The 15,667-nt window shown below is 73.1% G+C and carries 14 protein-coding genes; 9 read left to right on the top strand and 5 right to left on the bottom strand.

Annotated elements, in window-relative coordinates; genetic code table 11:
• The first annotated feature begins 54 nt into the window (after nucleotides 1–54).
• The 5 genes from ABEE00_RS33445 to sucD all read left to right on the top strand — a co-directional run bounded on the left by ABEE00_RS33445 (nucleotide 55) and on the right by sucD (nucleotide 5,716).
• Nucleotides 55–1,098, top strand: a complete 1,044-nt coding sequence (locus ABEE00_RS33445; RefSeq protein WP_345749547.1) for a hypothetical protein — start codon at nucleotides 55–57, stop codon at nucleotides 1,096–1,098.
• A 143-nt stretch (nucleotides 1,099–1,241) separates the two neighbouring features.
• Complete coding sequence (locus ABEE00_RS33440; RefSeq protein WP_345749546.1) at nucleotides 1,242–2,738, top strand: hypothetical protein; 1,497 nt, start codon at nucleotides 1,242–1,244, stop codon at nucleotides 2,736–2,738.
• A gap of 143 nt (nucleotides 2,739–2,881) precedes the next feature.
• Nucleotides 2,882–3,115: a hypothetical protein gene (locus ABEE00_RS33435; RefSeq protein WP_345749545.1), complete on the top strand. Its 234-nt coding sequence runs from the start codon at nucleotides 2,882–2,884 to the stop codon at nucleotides 3,113–3,115.
• 505 nt (nucleotides 3,116–3,620) lie between these two features.
• Nucleotides 3,621–4,796: an ADP-forming succinate--CoA ligase subunit beta gene (gene sucC / locus ABEE00_RS33430; protein WP_345749544.1), complete on the top strand. Its 1,176-nt coding sequence runs from the start codon at nucleotides 3,621–3,623 to the stop codon at nucleotides 4,794–4,796.
• 35 nt (nucleotides 4,797–4,831) lie between these two features.
• Nucleotides 4,832–5,716, top strand: coding sequence for a succinate--CoA ligase subunit alpha (gene sucD, locus ABEE00_RS33425; RefSeq protein WP_345749543.1), 885 nt, complete (start codon nucleotides 4,832–4,834; stop codon nucleotides 5,714–5,716).
• A gap of 113 nt (nucleotides 5,717–5,829) precedes the next feature.
• Here the strand turns inward: sucD and ABEE00_RS33420 are convergent, their stop codons facing one another.
• A complete protein-coding gene (locus ABEE00_RS33420; RefSeq protein ID WP_345749542.1) occupies nucleotides 5,830–6,867 on the bottom strand; it encodes a SigE family RNA polymerase sigma factor in 1,038 nt (345 codons plus the stop codon).
• Between the two features lie 173 nt (nucleotides 6,868–7,040).
• On the opposite strand from ABEE00_RS33420, the gene ABEE00_RS33415 reads away from it, so the two are divergent.
• Nucleotides 7,041–8,663: a cell division protein PerM gene (locus tag ABEE00_RS33415; protein WP_345749541.1), complete on the top strand. Its 1,623-nt coding sequence runs from the start codon at nucleotides 7,041–7,043 to the stop codon at nucleotides 8,661–8,663.
• 25 nt (nucleotides 8,664–8,688) lie between these two features.
• Here ABEE00_RS33415 and ABEE00_RS33410 read toward each other — a convergent pair whose 3' ends face one another.
• Nucleotides 8,689–9,687 (bottom strand): hypothetical protein, encoded by a 999-nt coding sequence (locus ABEE00_RS33410; protein WP_345749540.1) that lies wholly within the window; start codon nucleotides 9,685–9,687, stop codon nucleotides 8,689–8,691.
• Nucleotides 9,688–9,905: 218 nt separating this feature from the next.
• Between ABEE00_RS33410 and purN the strand changes: the two genes are divergently transcribed.
• Nucleotides 9,906–10,547, top strand: a complete 642-nt coding sequence (purN, locus tag ABEE00_RS33405) for a phosphoribosylglycinamide formyltransferase (protein WP_345749539.1) — start codon at nucleotides 9,906–9,908, stop codon at nucleotides 10,545–10,547.
• A gap of 10 nt (nucleotides 10,548–10,557) precedes the next feature.
• Nucleotides 10,558–12,117 carry a bifunctional phosphoribosylaminoimidazolecarboxamide formyltransferase/IMP cyclohydrolase gene (gene purH / locus ABEE00_RS33400; RefSeq protein WP_345749538.1) on the top strand — a complete coding sequence of 520 codons (1,560 nt, stop codon included), beginning with the start codon at nucleotides 10,558–10,560 and terminating at the stop codon, nucleotides 12,115–12,117.
• 92 nt (nucleotides 12,118–12,209) lie between these two features.
• Here the strand turns inward: purH and ABEE00_RS33395 are convergent, their stop codons facing one another.
• Complete coding sequence (locus ABEE00_RS33395; protein ID WP_345749537.1) at nucleotides 12,210–12,896, bottom strand: hypothetical protein; 687 nt, start codon at nucleotides 12,894–12,896, stop codon at nucleotides 12,210–12,212.
• 67 nt (nucleotides 12,897–12,963) lie between these two features.
• Between ABEE00_RS33395 and ABEE00_RS33390 the strand changes: the two genes are divergently transcribed.
• A complete protein-coding gene (locus tag ABEE00_RS33390) occupies nucleotides 12,964–13,518 on the top strand; it encodes a hypothetical protein (RefSeq protein ID WP_345749536.1) in 555 nt (184 codons plus the stop codon).
• 106 nt (nucleotides 13,519–13,624) lie between these two features.
• Here ABEE00_RS33390 and ABEE00_RS33385 read toward each other — a convergent pair whose 3' ends face one another.
• Together ABEE00_RS33385 and ABEE00_RS33380 are read right to left on the bottom strand one after the other, a co-directional pair.
• The gene (locus ABEE00_RS33385) at nucleotides 13,625–14,317 is read right to left on the bottom strand and encodes an RDD family protein (RefSeq protein WP_345749535.1); all 693 of its coding nucleotides are present in this window, start codon (nucleotides 14,315–14,317) and stop codon (nucleotides 13,625–13,627) included.
• A gap of 411 nt (nucleotides 14,318–14,728) precedes the next feature.
• The gene (locus ABEE00_RS33380) at nucleotides 14,729–15,367 is read right to left on the bottom strand and encodes a hypothetical protein (protein WP_345749534.1); all 639 of its coding nucleotides are present in this window, start codon (nucleotides 15,365–15,367) and stop codon (nucleotides 14,729–14,731) included.
• Between the last annotated feature and the right edge of the window lie 300 nt (nucleotides 15,368–15,667).

Below are 15,667 nucleotides of genomic sequence, written 5' to 3'. Positions count from 1 at the left end.
CGCGCGGCCCGCTTCCCCGCCACCTTCCGACACCCACCCCGGGAAGGCTCTCCCTTGTTCGCAGAGAACGCTGTGCCCGCAGCCGTGCGCATGCCGCGCCCGGCAGCCGGCAGGCGCGCCCTGCTGACGGCGGCCCTCCTGGGCGGGCTGTTCGCGCTCGCCTTCTTCTTCTCCGGCAGCGCGCACGCCTCCTCCGCTCCGAGCCTCACGGACCGGAGCGGCGCGGCGTCCGCCTCCGCTCTCGAGTCCGGCGGCACGGACCTCAAGAGCGAGGGCGTCCGGAGCAAGGACGTACGTGACCTGCGCGGCCAGGACGCGCGGACCGCCGATGTGCGCAACGGCGTACGGGAGCAGTCCGAGCGTTCCAAGGGCGCGCTGGAGAGCGGGAGTTCGGAGGCGGCGTCGTCCTCGGACGCGGCGTCCTCGGAGGCGGAGAGCGCGGAGCGTTCGGCGGCCGAGACCCGTACCCGGCTCGAGGACCAGCGCAAGCAGGCCCGCGAGGCGACGGGCGAGCTCACCACCGAGGTGACGCGCCCCGTACGGGACGGCGCCGAGCAGACCCAGGGGAGCGCACGCGCCGTGGGTGACACGGTGCGGGACCTCGCGGGGAGCACCGGGCTCGGTGAGTTCACCGGCCGGCCGGCACCGGGGCTTCCCGGCGACCGGCACGGCACAGGGCACGGCGCCGACCGCGCCGCGGCACACCAGGACGGCACGTCCGGCGACAGCGCGGACGAGGCCGCCCGGCAGGACGGCACGGAGGGGCAGCGGCCCGTTTCGTGCGACGACCTGCACGGCACCCTCCCCGACGGCGCGGCGACCCAGCACGCGACGGCGGGCTACGACGCTCTCGGCGACGGCGCGGGCAAGGGGCACGGACCCGGGTTCCCGCACAAGCCGCTGCCGTCGGCTCCGGCGGGTTCCACCGCGTCCGCTCACGCCGGTGACGGCAGCGGTTCGCGCGGGGGGCCCGACCAACTGGCCGCCTATGTCTCGGACATGGAGCGGTTCGGCACGCTGCTGCCCGGCGCGGTGCACTCCGCGCAGGACGGCCCGACCCGCGAACGAGCGGGCGACATCCTCGAATTCCCCGGCTAGGGCAGACCTTCCACCCGCCCACCGCCCACCGCCCGCAGGCGGCGGGGCGAGCAGAGGAGATCTACCTGCCACGCGGGGGTGGACAGGTCTGCCCAACGCACAAAACCCTGAGTTTCCCTGAATTCGAAGGACGTTCCCCCATCATGCGCAAGAGCATCCGCCGTTCCGTAGCCGTCGCAGCCGCCGCCTCCGGTATCTGGGCCCTGGGCGCCGCCAGCGCCTCCGCCGCCGACCTGCCCGTCTCGCCCGACACCGGCGCCGTGACCGGCGCGGTCGACGGTGCCACCGACACCGTGGGCAAGACGGCCGACGGCGTACGGGACAAGGTCGACGAGACCCCCGCGAAGGAGGTCACCGGCAAGCTGCCCGTCGCGCCCGAGGCCCCGAGCGCCGGCGACGTGACCGGCAAGGTGCAGGACAACCCCGTGACCGGCAAGGTTCAGGGCGCGACGCAGGGTCTGCCGAAGGCCGGCGACGTGACCGGCAAGACCGCCGACCTGGGCGCGCTCAAGGGCAAGCTCAACAAGGGCCAGATCAAGAAGCTCCAGCGGCTCGGCAAGCTGGACGAGGCGCGCGAGCTGGCGAAGGCGGGCAAGTTCGGCGAGGTGAAGCAGCTCCTCAAGGGCAAGGCCGAGAAGGTCGCCGGCAAGGCGCAGGGCGCGGGCGACCGGGTCCGCGGCGCTGCCGACGACGCGGCCGGCCAGGCCCAGCTGCCGGGCCTGCCCGCGCTGCCGGGTCTGCCGGGCGACGTGCACACGCTGCCCGCGCTCCCGCTGCCCGCCCAGCTCCCGACCGGCGCCCTGCCCACCGGCCAGCTCCCGGCCGGCGCCCAGCTCCCCGCCGACAAGCTGCCCACGGGCGAGCTGCCCACCGGCAAGCTGCCGAGCACCGGCCAGCTCCCGACCGACAAGCTGCCGGGCGCCGACCAGCTCCCGACCGACAAGCTGCCGGCCGCCGACCAGCTCCCGACCGACAAGCTGCCGGCCGCCGACCAGCTCCCCACCGGCAACCTGCCCACCGACAAGCTCCCGGCCACCGACCAGCTCCCCACCGACCAGCTCCCCGTCGGCAAGGTCGCTGACGCCGCCGACGCCGCGCAGAGCCTGACCGGCGTCGTCCAGGACGGTGCCGCGCAGCAGGTGCTCGCGCAGACCCAGGCGCCCCTGGCCGCCGCGCAGCCCGTGCTCGACAAGGCGAGCGGCGCCGCGCTGCCCCCGGCCCTGAACACCACCGTCGGCAAGGTCTCCCCGGTCGCCGAGGGCGCCGTGGCCGACACCGCGACCACCGCCGACGGCGCGACCGCGCGCACCCTGCCCTTCACCCGCACCCTCGCGGCGCAGACCGGCAACTTCGGCCAGGGCGTCGCCCAGAACGCCTCCGACCTCGGCAAGGGCGCGACCGGCGAGGCGACCGCGTACGGCCAGGGCGTCGCGGCGCAGACCCAGCCCTTCGCCACCGAGCTGGGCACCGGCGTCGCGGGCGACGCGCAGAAGCTGGCGACCGACGCGGCGGCGGGCACCCAGAAGGCGGCCGTCCTGCCCGGTTCGGCCGCGCTGACCGACCCGGCCAACATCCCGGCGCTGCCGGGCCTTTCGAACCTGCCGGGCGCCGGCTCCCTGCCGGCCGTCCCGGCGGTCTGAGGGCAACGGCCCTCACCCGCTGACCGGCGGGGCGGCTCTCTGTGGGGGTGAGTCGCCCCGCCTCTTCCCGGCCCGCCGGTCTGGTGTGCCAACGGACCGGCAGGGGCCGGAGACCGAACGACTCCTACGGAATCGAGACAGCTATGCGGAAGAGCATTCGTCGCGGACTGGCCGTCGCGGCCGTCGCCGGCGGGCTGCTGGCGCTGGGCGCCCCGGGCGCCTCGGCGGCCACCGCCGGTGAGCCGCCGTCCATCGGGGTGCCGAAGGTGGTGCCCGGCGTGCCGAGCATCGGCATCGTGCCCCTCTCCCTTCCGGGAATCCCCGGCGTGGGCCCGATTCCGCCGGACTCGAAGGTGATCCCGATGCCCAGGGTCTAGGCCGCGGATCCGGAACGCAGGTCCCGATCACGGATCCAGATCACACCTGGTCCCGGGGCGACAGCGGACCGTAGGGGTACGTGCGTGGTGCGGCGGCACCACGGGCGTGCCCCTTTTCCGTTCCCGCTTCCGTTCCCGCCCTTTTCCGGTGCGGAGTTCCAGGGCCCCTCCGGTCGCCAATTCGCGGATTTCGTACGGGACTTGACCTGGGCTTCGGCGGCGTACGCTGTCCGGCCGTACGAGGCGAGGCGCGGCGGTCGGTGCGGAATCCGGGGCCGGTCCGCACGGGGAATGCGGAGGGGGTCGCGGGGAAGGAGCGGGAAGAGCGCGCGGCGATCTGTGACCGTTGTCACCGCGCAGGTGTGATCTGCGATTTATCAAGCACTGACGCGCAGAGCTAACCTGCAAGGCGGACATGCCGCGCGCCACCGGGGACGCCGCGGCCACGCGGCACGCCCACGCTGACAACGACCGCTAATCCATTTGAAAAAGGGGACGGACGCGCGTGGACCTGTTCGAGTACCAGGCGAGGGACATCTTCGCCAAGCATGACGTACCGGTGCTGGCCGGTGAAGTCATCGAGACGCCCGAGGCGGCGCGCGAGGTGACCGAGCGACTCGGCGGTCGCGCGGTCGTCAAGGCGCAGGTGAAGACCGGCGGCCGCGGCAAGGCCGGCGGCGTGAAGCTGGCCTCCGACCCCGCCGAGGCCGTCGAGAAGGCCGACGCCATTCTGGGCATGGACATCAAGGGCCACACGGTCCACAAGGTGATGCTGGCCCAGACCGCGGACATCGTGGACGAGTACTACGTCTCGTTCCTGCTGGACCGCACCAACCGCACCTTCCTCGCCATGGCCTCCGTCGAGGGCGGCGTGGAGATCGAGGAGGTCGCGGCCAACAACCCCGACGCCCTCGCCAAGATCCCGGTGGACGCCATCGAGGGCGTGACCGAGGCCAAGGCCCGCGAGATCGCCGAGGCCGCGAAGTTCCCGGCCGAGCTGGTCGACCAGGTCGCCAACGTGCTGGTCAAGCTCTGGGACGTCTTCGTCAAGGAAGACGCCGTGCTGGTCGAGGTCAACCCGCTGGTCAAGACCGCCGAGGGCAAGGTCATCGCGCTGGACGGCAAGGTGTCGCTGGACGCCAACGCCGACTTCCGGCAGCCCGACCACGAGGCGCTCGAGGACAAGGCCGCCGCCAACCCGCTCGAGGCGGCTGCCAAGGCCAAGGGCCTCAACTACGTGAAGCTCGATGACGGCCAGGTCGGCATCATCGGCAACGGCGCGGGCCTGGTCATGTCGACCCTCGACGTCGTCGCGTACGCCGGTGAGGCGCACAGCAACGTGAAGCCCGCCAACTTCCTGGACATCGGCGGCGGCGCCTCGGCCGAGGTCATGGCCAACGGCCTGGAGATCATCCTCGGCGACCCGGACGTGAAGTCCGTGTTCGTCAACGTCTTCGGCGGCATCACCGCCTGCGACGCCGTCGCGAACGGCATCGTCCAGGCGCTGGAGCTCCTCAAGTCCAAGGGCGAGGACGTCAACAAGCCGCTGGTCGTGCGCCTCGACGGCAACAACGCCGAGCTGGGTCGCAAGATCCTGACCGACGCGGCCCACCCGCTGGTGCAGCAGGTGGACACCATGGACGGCGCGGCCGACCGCGCCGCCGAGCTGGCCGCCAAGTAAGCCCGGACGAGACCGAACGAGGATATCGACACACCATGGCTATCTTCCTGAACAAGGAAAGCAAGGTCATCGTCCAGGGGATGACCGGCTCGGAGGGCCAGAAGCACACCAAGCGCATGCTGGCCTCCGGCACGAACATCGTCGGCGGCGTCAACCCGCGCAAGGCGGGCACGAACGTCGACTTCGACGGCACCGAGGTGCCCGTCTTCGGCAGCGTCAAGGACGCGATGGAGCAGACCGGTGCCGACGTCACCGTCATCTTCGTCCCGCCGAAGTTCTCCAAGGACGCCGTCGTCGAGGCGGTGGACGCGGGCATCGGCCTGGCCGTCGTGATCACCGAGGGCATCGCCGTCCACGACACCGCGTACTTCTGGGACTACGCCTCCCAGAAGGGCAACAAGACGCGCATCGTCGGCCCGAACTGCCCCGGCCTCATCACCCCGGGCCAGTCCAACGCCGGCATCATCCCGGCCGACATCACCAAGCCGGGCCGCATCGGCCTGGTCTCGAAGTCGGGCACGTTGACGTACCAGATGATGTACGAGCTGCGGGACATCGGCTTCTCCACCGCGGTCGGCATCGGCGGTGACCCGGTCATCGGCACCACGCACATCGACGCCCTCAAGGCGTTCGAGGCGGACCCGGAGACCGACCTCATCGTGATGATCGGCGAGATCGGCGGCGACGCCGAGGAGCGTGCCGCCGACTTCATCAAGGAGAACGTCTCCAAGCCGGTGGTCGGCTACGTCGCGGGCTTCACCGCCCCCGAGGGCAAGACCATGGGCCACGCGGGCGCCATCGTCTCCGGTTCGTCGGGCACCGCCCAGGCGAAGAAGGAGGCCCTGGAGGCCGCCGGCGTGAAGGTCGGCAAGACCCCGTCGGAGACCGCCCGCCTGGCGCGCGGCATCCTCGGCGGCTGACGCCTTCCGGTTCACGCCGCCGCGGTACGCGCCGCGTACCGCGGCAGCACACGGGTCCGCCCCTCGCGCAGCACGCGCGGGGGGCGGACCCGTTTTCGCACTCGGCCCAGGGCTCAGCCCAGGGCTTCCCCGGTCTCCTCCTGGTCCGGCGTCCAGCCCTTCTTGAGCCGGCCCGTGCGGTCCAGCGCGTCCTCGTCCATGCGCATGTTGGTGGACCGGAGCTCCGGCAGGTACGGGGTGCCGGTCGCGTCCAGCAGCCCGCCCCCGCTCGGCGAGGCCAACGGAGCGGAGCGCCCCGGCCGTTGCTGCGCCTCCCGGTCCGTGCCGTCGGGCCCCGGCCGCCCCGCCCCGCCGGGCCGCCCGCCGGGCCGGTCGTCCGAGGCGGCCGTCGTCAGGGCGGCCTCGGGGTGCCGTACGGGCGGATGCGCGCTGTGCCAGGTCGCCGTGGTCAGCCCGGTCACCGCGAGGACGAGCCCGGTCAGCCCGAGCGCGGCGCGGGTCCAGCGGCGCGTGATGCCCTCGCTCCCCGCCCGTACGGTGCGCGCGGGCGGAACCCGTACGGGCTGGGCAGCCGCCAGCTCGCGCAGCCAGTCGGCCAGCAGTCCGGACCGACGCTCCTCGGGGGCCTCGGCCAGCCAGGGCAGCCGCCGCGTCAGGTCCTCGCGCGCGTGGGTCAGCCGCCCGGCGGCAGCGGGGGTGCTGGACTCGGTCTCGGCGGCGGTGTCGGGCAGGTTCAGGCCGACGCCGTCGTGCAGCAGGAGGGTCGCGCGGTACGAGGGCGGCAGGCTCAACAGCGCGTCCAGCAGCGCGCGGTCGGCCGGCGGGCCCGGATGCGCCTCGGGGTGGCGGTGGTCGGGGCGGAGCTGGTGCCAGGGGGAGAGCGCGTAGCCGTACACCTCGATGCGCGCCCACCCCGCCGGGTCCCGGTCGACGGCGACCTCGGGCCAGCGCTGCCAGGCGCGGTGGAACGCGTGGGTGACGGCGCGTTCGGCCACCCGGCGGTGGCCGCAGAGCAGCACGGCCTGGCGGGCGAGGCCGCGCGCGTGCCGCTCGTAGAGCAGGTCGAAGGCATCGGCGGCCGTACGCGGCCCCGTCGCCGTCGCGGTGTCCCCCGGCCCGGCGCGGGGAGGTCCTTCGGGTTCCGCGGTCATCGAGTCACACCGGCAGTTCGTGTGAAAAGGTGCATAAGGACATACTGGGCGACACCACGGCAATTTCCCTGATACCGGATCAGAACGGGTGTCGTTGGCAGCATGACGCTGTGCATGAAGTGAGCTATCGCAGCCCGTCGTTGTCCGCGCACGGCCGCGGCACGCCCCGGACGATGGCGACCGCGAGCGGGTGGCTGGTCGGCGGCGCCGCGGCGGCCGTGCTCGGGCTCGGCGCCTGTGCCGTCCTGGTCATGGTGCTGTGGGTCACCTCGCCCTACCCGGACAGCGGCCCCGGGGACGCGCTCCGGGTCGCCGCCGACGTCTGGCTGCTCGCACACGGCACGCAGCTCGTGCGCGAGAACACCCTCTCCGGGCACCCCGCGCCGGTGGAGATGGTGCCGCTGCTGCTCACCGCGCTGCCCGCGTGGCTGCTGTACCGGGGCATGCGCTCGGTGCTCACCGCTGTGCGGATGCAGCCCGGGGTGCCGCGGCCGCTGCGGGTCGCCGGGTGGTACGCGGGCGGCTACCTGCTCACCGGCGTCGCCGCGATGATCTTCGCGGCGGCCGGCCAGGTGCGGGTGGACATGCTCAGCGCGGTCTTCCAGCTCCCGCTGTTCACGCTGGCCGCGGTCGGCCTCGCCACCTGGACCGGCTGCGACCGCCCCGTACTGCGGCTGCCCGCGCGGCTGCGCACGGAACGCACCGCCGGGCTGCGCCGGGTCCTCAACTGGCCGCGCCTGGTGGGCGCCTCGTACGCGGCGGGCGCCGGACTCGCGGCGCTGTTCGGCGGCGGCGGTCTGCTGGCAGCGGCCGCGCTGGTGTGGGACGCGCCGGGTGCGCGCTACGACTTCCCGCAGCTCTCCGGCTCCTGGACCGGGCACGTCGCGCTGCTGCTGCTCGCGGTGTCGCTGCTGCCCAACGCCGCGCTGTGGGGCGCCGCGTACGCGATGGGCCCCGGCTTCTCGGTCGGCGCCGGCGGTGTCGCGGGGCCGATGACCGCGCTGGCGCCCGGCGGCGCGGCGCATCTGCCGCCGTTCCCGCTGTTCGCCGCGCTGCCGGGTCCTGGGGCGCCGACGGGGTGGGCGCCCTGGGCGGTGCTGGGCGCGCTGCCGCTGACGGCTGGGGTGCTGTGCGGCTGGTACGCGGGCCGGCACGCGGCACCCGTACGGGGCAGCAGGTCGGGGTCCACGGGGTGGCGCGGAACCGTGCTGAACGCCGGGCTCGCGGGGCTCTTCTGCGGGCTCGCGACGGGGATCCTGGCCGGGTACGCGGGAGGCGCGCTGGGCTCGGCCGAGCTCGCGGAGTTCGGCCCGCACGCGCTGCTGACCGGCGCGGCGGCCGCGGTGTGGACCGCGGTGCCGGGGGCGCCGGTGGCCCTGGTGGTGCGGGCGGTGCGGCTGCGCGGCACGAAGCCGGAGCGGGGGCCGGAGGAGAGGGCCGAGGGGGAGCCGAAGAAGGAGCAGAAGGGGAAGGGCGCCGGGAAGCGGCTGCGGAAGCCGAAGGTGCGCAAGCTCGGGCGCGCGGAGCGGAAGGCGGCGCGCGCCGGGAAGGCGGCGCGGGGCAAGGCGCCCGACGAGGGCGGGAGTTCGGCACAGCCCGCGGAGGCCGACGGTCGTCCGGTGTCCACCGAGCCCGTGGGCGCGTACGACGGCTTCGGCGAAGAGGACGACGGGGACTTCACCGGCTACGCCGCCTCAGCAGAGAACTCCGTCCCCGCGGTGCGGCCCGCGCCCCGCGAGGACGAGGAAGAGGAAGAGCGGGGCCCGGCAGAGGACGACCCCCTGGGGAAGCCCTAGGGGGTCGGCCGCGGAACGGGGCGCGTCACTGGGTGGCGTTGCCGCCGCGGTTCTCCAGGAAGGGGCGGAGGTTGTCCGGGAGCATCTTGTCGCAGGACTGGCGCGAGGACTGGGTCAACGCGTCCTGCTGGCACGTGAAGTAGTCCTTGTACGCCATCTGGAAGGCGAAGGTGCCGGCCACCACGGCCAGCGTCAGCATGGCCGTGACCAGGCCGCCGATCGCCGCCGACGCCTGCGACTTGGCGGCCTGCGCCGGGGTCACCGACACCTGCGGCTGCTGGCCCTGACCGCCCTGCGCACCTCCCAGCGGGGCGCCGCGCTCCTCGGGCGCACGGGCGCTGCCCGCGATGTCCTCGGCCGTCGCCTTGCCGTGCCCCTGGCCCGCGGGGCGCTCCCCGCGCCGGGTGGCCGAGGTGCCGCGGAGCGCGCTGATGCCCCAGTACAGCGAGAGCGCGCCGAGCAGCAGGGCCACGGGCGGCAGGCTGAACAGCGCGAAGAACAGGCCCCAGATCCCGGCGTGCAGCGCATAGCGCGCCCGGCGCTGGAGCGGGTCGGTCGGGTCCCAGCGCATGCCGCGCGGGGCGCCGCCCGGCCCCTCACCGCCGGCGCCGTCCTGGCCGCCCTGGCCGCCGAAGCCGCCGCTCTGCCGCCCCGGCTGCCTGCTGCTCCACCGGCTGCTCCACGGCTGCTGCTCGCCGTCCTGCGACGACCCGTCGGGGGACCCGCCCCGCGACCCTGAGTCCTGGCCGCCGGAACCCTGAGAGCCGGAGCCGTGCGAGCCGGAACCCTGAGAACCGGAACCCTGAGATCCCTGAGGGGCCGAGCCCTGAGCGTCGGTCCCCTGGGAGCCGGAGCCCTGCGCGCCGGACCCCTCGGGGCCCGAGCCTTCGTGTGCCGCTGCCCTGCGCGGCTGCCACGGCTGGTCCGGCTTCCCCTCGGGCGGCGGCGCGAAGGGATTGTCCTCGCGGTCCTCCCGGGAGGCGGTGTCGGATGCGGCCGCGCGGCGGCGGGCTCGGTCGGTCATGTGGTGTGCGTCTTCCCCTTGTCGTTCCGCGATCCCGGGCGCGTACGGATATACCCGCCCCTGACGCTACCTGGCGCGTGTGCCCCCGTCCCGTGGGGGCGCCGCGGAGTGCCGGTATCGTTGCCGACGGTCGGACGCTTCGTAGAGTTCCCCGGAATCCTCCACCCGAACTGCTCGTACGACCGCACAAGCCGCCTTCTCAGCGAGAGAGACTCCTCGTGACCGCGCAGCACGCCTCCCGCCGCCCCGCCCGTCTCGTCGTCCTGGTCTCCGGTTCAGGCAGCAACCTCCAGGCGCTGCTGGACGCCGTCGAGGAGCACGGCGCCGAGGGGTACGGGGCCGAGATCGTCGCGGTCGGCGCCGACCGCGACGGCATCGCGGGCCTGGAGCGCGCCGAGCGCGCCGGGGTGCCGACCTTCGTGTGCCGGGTGCAGGACCAGCCGGGCCGCGAGGAGTGGGACCGCGCCCTCGCCGGCGCGGTGGCCGCGTACGAGCCGGATCTCGTGGTCTCGGCCGGCTTCATGAAGATCCTGGGCAAGGAGTTCCTCGCCCTGTTCGGCGGGCGGACCGTGAACACCCATCCCGCCCTGCTGCCCAGCTTTCCCGGTGCCCACGGCGTGCGCGACGCGCTCGCGTACGGAGCCAAGGTCACCGGGTGCACCGTCCACTTCGTCGACGACGGCGTCGACACCGGCCCGGTGATCGCCCAGGAGGTGGTCGAGGTGCGGGATGAGGACGACGAATCCGCGCTGCACGAGCGCATCAAGGAAGTCGAGCGACGCCTGCTCGTCGAGGTCGTGGGACGGCTCGCCCGCGACGGGTATCGCATCGAGGGACGAAAGGTACTAGTCGGTGAATAACGAGGCAGCCGTGGCCGCAGGAGACAAGCGGCCGATCCGCCGCGCGCTGGTCAGCGTCTACGACAAGACCGGTCTGGAAGAGCTCGCCCGGGGCCTGCACGAGGCGGGCGTGCAGCTCGTGTCGACCGGCTCCACCGCTGCGAAGATCGCGGAGGCCGGGGTCCCGGTCACCAAGGTCGAGGAGCTGACCGGCTTCCCCGAGTGCCTGGACGGGCGGGTCAAGACGCTGCACCCCCGCGTGCACGCCGGGATCCTGGCCGACCAGCGCCTGGAGGACCACCGGAGCCAGCTCGGCGAACTGGGCGTCGAGCCCTTCGAGTTGGTGATCGTCAACCTCTATCCGTTCGAGCAGACCGTGGCCTCGGGCGCGGGGCACGACGACTGCGTCGAGAAGATCGACATCGGCGGCCCCTCGATGGTGCGCGCCGCGGCCAAGAACCACCCCTCGGTCGCCGTCGTCGTGAACCCCGACCGGTACACGGACGTACTCAAGGCCGCCCAGGACGGCGGCTTCGACCTGGGTACGCGGAAGCGGCTGGCGGCCGAGGCGTTCCAGCACACCGCCTCGTACGACGCGGCCGTGGCGAGCTGGTTCGCCGGTGAGTACGCGCCGGTGGACGACGCGGCGTTCCCGGACTTCCTGGGCGTCACCTACCAGCGCAAGCAGGTGCTGCGGTACGGGGAGAACCCGCACCAGCCCGCGGCTCTCTACACCGGCGGCTGCGGCGGCCTGGCCGAGGCCGAGCAGCTGCACGGCAAGGAGATGTCGTACAACAACTACACCGACACCGAGGCCGCGCGGCGTGCGGCGTACGAGCACGCCGACCCGTGTGTGGCGATCATCAAGCACGCCAACCCGTGCGGGATCGCGGTCGGTTCGGACGTCGCCGAGGCGCACCGCAAGGCGCACGAGTGCGACCCGCTGTCCGCGTTCGGCGGCGTGATCGCGGTGAACCGCCCGGTGTCCAAGGCGATGGCCGAGCAGGTCGCGGAGATCTTCACCGAGGTCATCATCGCCCCGGACTACGAGGAGGGCGCCGTCGAGGCGCTCGCCAAGAAGAAGAACATCCGGGTGCTGCGCTGCCCCGAGGCGCCGGAGACCCCGGCCGAGTTCCGCCCGATCGACGGCGGCGGGCTCGCCCAGGTCAAGGACGCGTACCAGGCGGAGGGCGACGAGCCCGCCAACTGGACGCTGGCGACCGGCGATCCGCTGTCCGCCGAGGAGCTGGCCGAGCTGGCCTTCGCCTGGCGCGCGGTGCGCGCGGTGAAGTCCAACGCGATCCTGCTGTCCAAGGACCGCGCCACGGTCGGCGTCGGCATGGGCCAGGTCAACCGGGTCGACTCGGCGAAGCTGGCCGTGGAGCGCGCGGGCGAGGAGCGGGCGCGCGGCGCGTACGCGGCGTCCGACGCCTTCTTCCCGTTCCCCGACGGGCTGGAGGTGCTGACGTCGGCGGGCGTCAAGGCCGTGGTGCAGCCCGGCGGTTCGGTGCGCGACGAGCAGGTCGTGGAGGCGGCGAAGGCCGCGGGCGTCACGATGTACTTCACCGGGACCCGGCACTTCTTCCACTGAGTCCCGCCGGGACGCCGTACGTTTCAGGGGCCGTCGCGCGGGTGCGCGGCGGCCCCTGCCGTGTGCCGAGCCGTGTCGTGTGCCCGACCGCCTCAGTGGCGCGGGCGGTTGAACCACTGCGCCGACTCGGGCTTGCTCAGCATCACGATGGCCAGGATGCCGAGCACCAGCGGCGGCAGGCCGACCACGGAGAAGACGTTGACCAGCCCCATGAAGCCGGTGAACGAGGCGTAGACGATGCCGCAGACGCGGACCTTGTTGCCGCCCTCGGTGAACTGGGCGCCGAGGTAGAGGCCCAGCACGCCCACCACCAGCGCGATCGCGCCGAAGGTGATGAAGATGCCGGTGGAGAAGTTCGCGAAGACGGAGCTCTCGGCGAGCTCGGAGTCCTGGACGGTACGGTCCATGAGGCCGGAGACCGCGAACAGCACCAGGGCGGCGAGGAAGCTGAACACCGCGAGCACGATGGTCATGGTCCGCGCGTTCTTGACCGGTCCTGGCAGTGCGCCGGGGGCGCCCGGCGGTTGCGCGTAGGCGGCGGCGTGCGGGATCCCGTACGGGGCCTGGCCCTGGCCGTACGGGGCCTGCGGGTATCCGTAGGCGGGCTGCCCGTAGGGGTTGGCCCCCTGCTGGGGTTGCCCGTAGGGGTTCTGGCCCTGCTGCGGATAACCGTAACCGGGCTGCGGCTGCTGCCCGTACGGGTTCGCCGCCTGCCCCTGCCCGTAAGGGCTCTGCCCGTAGGGGTTCTGCCCGTAGGGGGTGCCTGGCGGGTGGCTCATCGCTGATCTCTCCTGTGTCGATGGACGGCGCTGACGCGGGCGTTCACGTGCGACATACTCGGCTCCCATGAGCTATGGAGCGACGCCGGGGGAGGGCGGCTTCGGGCCGCCGCAGGAACCGCAGCGGCCCGACGGGCCGCCCGGATACGGCTACCCGCAGGGCGGCCGGCCGGCGTACGGCTATCCCCCGCAGGGCGGCCAGTCCTACGGCTACCCGCACGACGCCTCGAACCCGCCGCCCGCCTCCGCCGGAGGCCCCGGGCCGCAGGGCGGTTTCGCGCAGCCGCTGGTCACCATCGGGGACATCACGGTGACACCGGAGCGCATCGTCACCCCGGCCGGGGAGATGCCGCTCAAGGGCGCGGTGTGGACGGTCACCGACATGTCCAGGACCGAGGAGCGGATTCCCACCCACGCGGTGGTGCTGGCCGTGGTGTTCTTCTTCTTCTGTTTCCTGGGACTGCTCTTCCTGCTGATGAAGGAGCGCAACACCGTCGGGCACGTGCAGGTGACGGTGAGCAGCGGCGGCCGCTTCCACTCGGTCATGCTCCCGGTGAACAGCCCGATGGCCGTCGGCCAGATCATGCAGCAGGTCAACTACGCACGCACGGTGTGCGTCTGAGGCGTACCGCGACAAGCCGAAGGCCGCGCCGTGAGCGGGGAGCTCGCGGCGCGGCCTTCGGCTGCCGTCCCGGTCGATCGGCGGGACCGTCACTGCGGCCCGCCCGTCACTGGGACTTGATGACCAGGGTGTTGCACACCTTGTCGGCGAAGGTCTGCTTCTTCTCGTCCCACAGCGGCCACAGCAGGCCGATGTAGCAGGGCGCGGTGTCCAGGATGTGCGCGAGGCGGCGCAGGAAGGCCATGCCGAAGCCGAGCACCTGCCCGGAGTCCTGGCGCAGCAGCTTGATCCCGAGGGCCTTCTTGCCCGGGGTCTGGCCCGTGGTGCCCTCCTTGTGGATGAACACCAGGCCCATGGCGAGCCCCGCGAGCCAGCCCAGGAGCATGAAGATGACGCCGGCGGGCTTCTGGATGCCGATGCCGATGCCGACGCCGTACAGGATGGCGACGGGCACGAAGATGATCAGGCCGTCGACCAGCGCGGCACCCGCCCGCAGGCCCCAGTGGGCGAGTTCGGGCTGACCGCCCATGCCCGGCGCGTAACCGGCGCCCGGCATGCCCTGCTGCTGGGGGAAGCCCTGCTGCGGGTACCCCTGCTGCGGATAGCCGTAGGGCTGCTGGCCCTGCTGGGGCGCCCCCTGCCCGTAGGGGTTGGCCCCCTGCTGGGGCTGCCCGTAGGGGTTCTGACCCTGCTGCGGGTAGCCGTAGCCCGGCTGCTGCTGGGGCTGCTGCGGCTGCTGCCCGTAGGGGTTCTGGCCGTACGGGTTCTGGCCCTGGCCTGGCGGCGGTGGGTAGCTCATGAGCGGTTTTCCTCCGAGCGGTGTACGGGGACGTGACGGGCCGATGGGGTCCGGGGATTCACCGGTCCGCTCAGCGGACACGGACACCGCAGCAGAACTGCCTGCGCCGCGCGGCGCGCACAACGTCGTGCTCCCCCGATTCGGCGCCGTCTCTCGGCCCTGCCTGTGGATGAGCGCGACGCCGTACGCCATGCTGGTGGCCCGGTGGTGACGATGTCCAGCCAAGTTCTGGCGATGTGGCGGAATCGAGGCGGGCCGCGCCGTGCTTCCGCGGTACTGTGCGCGTTTGTCCTTATCCGGGGGAAGCGGGGCGGTAGTTGGCGCTCTGTCGCCCGCACCCTCGCGCCCCGCTCCCTCGTCTCCCCGAGGTTTGGCGTCCCGCTCAGAGGGCCGGTCCTCGCTCCCGCGAGCTCAGTACCGCGGCCGGTTGAACCACTCGCTCGCCGGGCGCATCGAGCAGAACACCAGGGTCAGGACGGAGACGACCAGCCACAGGACTCCGGCGAAGGGCGAGGCCGCGTTGCCGTCGGGCTGGCTCATCTGCGCGAAGCTGCCGAGCAGGCCGAGCAGCGCGAACAGGGTGTTGATGCCCGCGGCGATGATCGCCATGACCCGGGTGCCGCCCGCGCCGTTGCCGAACTTGGCGGCCGGGATGATGTGCAGCGCGCTCATGCCGCCGAACAGGATCAGGAAGACGACCACGAAGCCCATGGCCGCGCCCTCCGAGACCCCGGCGCCGTCGCCGTTGACCTCGCGCATCAGCGCGGCCGCGCCGAACAGGCCGAAGAGCGCGATGACCGTCAGGAAGGCCCATATGCCGCCCGCGACGAACAGCAGGATGCGCGCGGTGAGCACCTGCCCCGGCATGCGGGCCGCCACCGGGCCCGGCGCGCCCGGGTAGTGGCCGCCGGGCTGCATGCCCTGCTGCGGGTACCCGTACCCGGCGCCGCCCTGTTGGGGATAGCCGTAACCGGGCTGCTGCTGCCCTCCGTACGGGTTCTGCCCGTACGGGTTCTGCGGGTTCTGGCCGGGGGGCGGGGGGTAGCTCACGAGCGGTCTCTCCTCCGAGCGGTGTCCGTGCGGTGCGGGCCGAATGGCTCGGGGGGTGGCGTCACCCGCCGCCGGACGGCGGCCGGGCGCCGGAAGACAGCGCCGTGCACGTCCCCTTCCCCCCTGACGGGCGCCGTACCGTCGGCCCTCCCGGCACGGGTATGGCGCCATCCGTCGATGTTCGGGGCCCATGATCCGTGATGTCCAGCGTAAAGACGTGATCGTGGCCGGACCGCAACGGGCCGTGCACCGCATGCGGATGCGGCGCACGGGCGTGATAGAGCGCCCCTTGGGGGTATG

It is taken from the genome of Streptomyces odontomachicola (assembly GCF_039605595.1).
Taxonomy (GTDB): Bacteria; Actinomycetota; Actinomycetes; order Streptomycetales; family Streptomycetaceae; genus Streptomyces.
This window is presented reverse-complemented; position numbering and strand designations above follow the sequence as displayed.

Excerpts from the sequence above, each read along its gene's own strand:
- ABEE00_RS33440 (WP_345749546.1), top strand. The coding sequence starts at position 1,242 with ATGCGCAAGAGCATCCGCCGTTCCGTAGCCGTCGCAGCCGCCGCCTCC.
- ABEE00_RS33435 (WP_345749545.1), top strand. The coding sequence starts at position 2,882 with ATGCGGAAGAGCATTCGTCGCGGACTGGCCGTCGCGGCCGTCGCCGGC.
- sucD (WP_345749543.1), top strand. The coding sequence starts at position 4,832 with ATGGCTATCTTCCTGAACAAGGAAAGCAAGGTCATCGTCCAGGGGATG.
- ABEE00_RS33420 (WP_345749542.1), bottom strand. The coding sequence starts at position 6,867 with ATGACCGCGGAACCCGAAGGACCTCCCCGCGCCGGGCCGGGGGACACC.
- ABEE00_RS33415 (WP_345749541.1), top strand. The coding sequence starts at position 7,041 with ATGGCGACCGCGAGCGGGTGGCTGGTCGGCGGCGCCGCGGCGGCCGTG.
- ABEE00_RS33410 (WP_345749540.1), bottom strand. The coding sequence starts at position 9,687 with ATGACCGACCGAGCCCGCCGCCGCGCGGCCGCATCCGACACCGCCTCC.
- ABEE00_RS33395 (WP_345749537.1), bottom strand. The coding sequence starts at position 12,896 with ATGAGCCACCCGCCAGGCACCCCCTACGGGCAGAACCCCTACGGGCAG.
- ABEE00_RS33390 (WP_345749536.1), top strand. The coding sequence starts at position 12,964 with ATGAGCTATGGAGCGACGCCGGGGGAGGGCGGCTTCGGGCCGCCGCAG.
- ABEE00_RS33385 (WP_345749535.1), bottom strand. The coding sequence starts at position 14,317 with ATGAGCTACCCACCGCCGCCAGGCCAGGGCCAGAACCCGTACGGCCAG.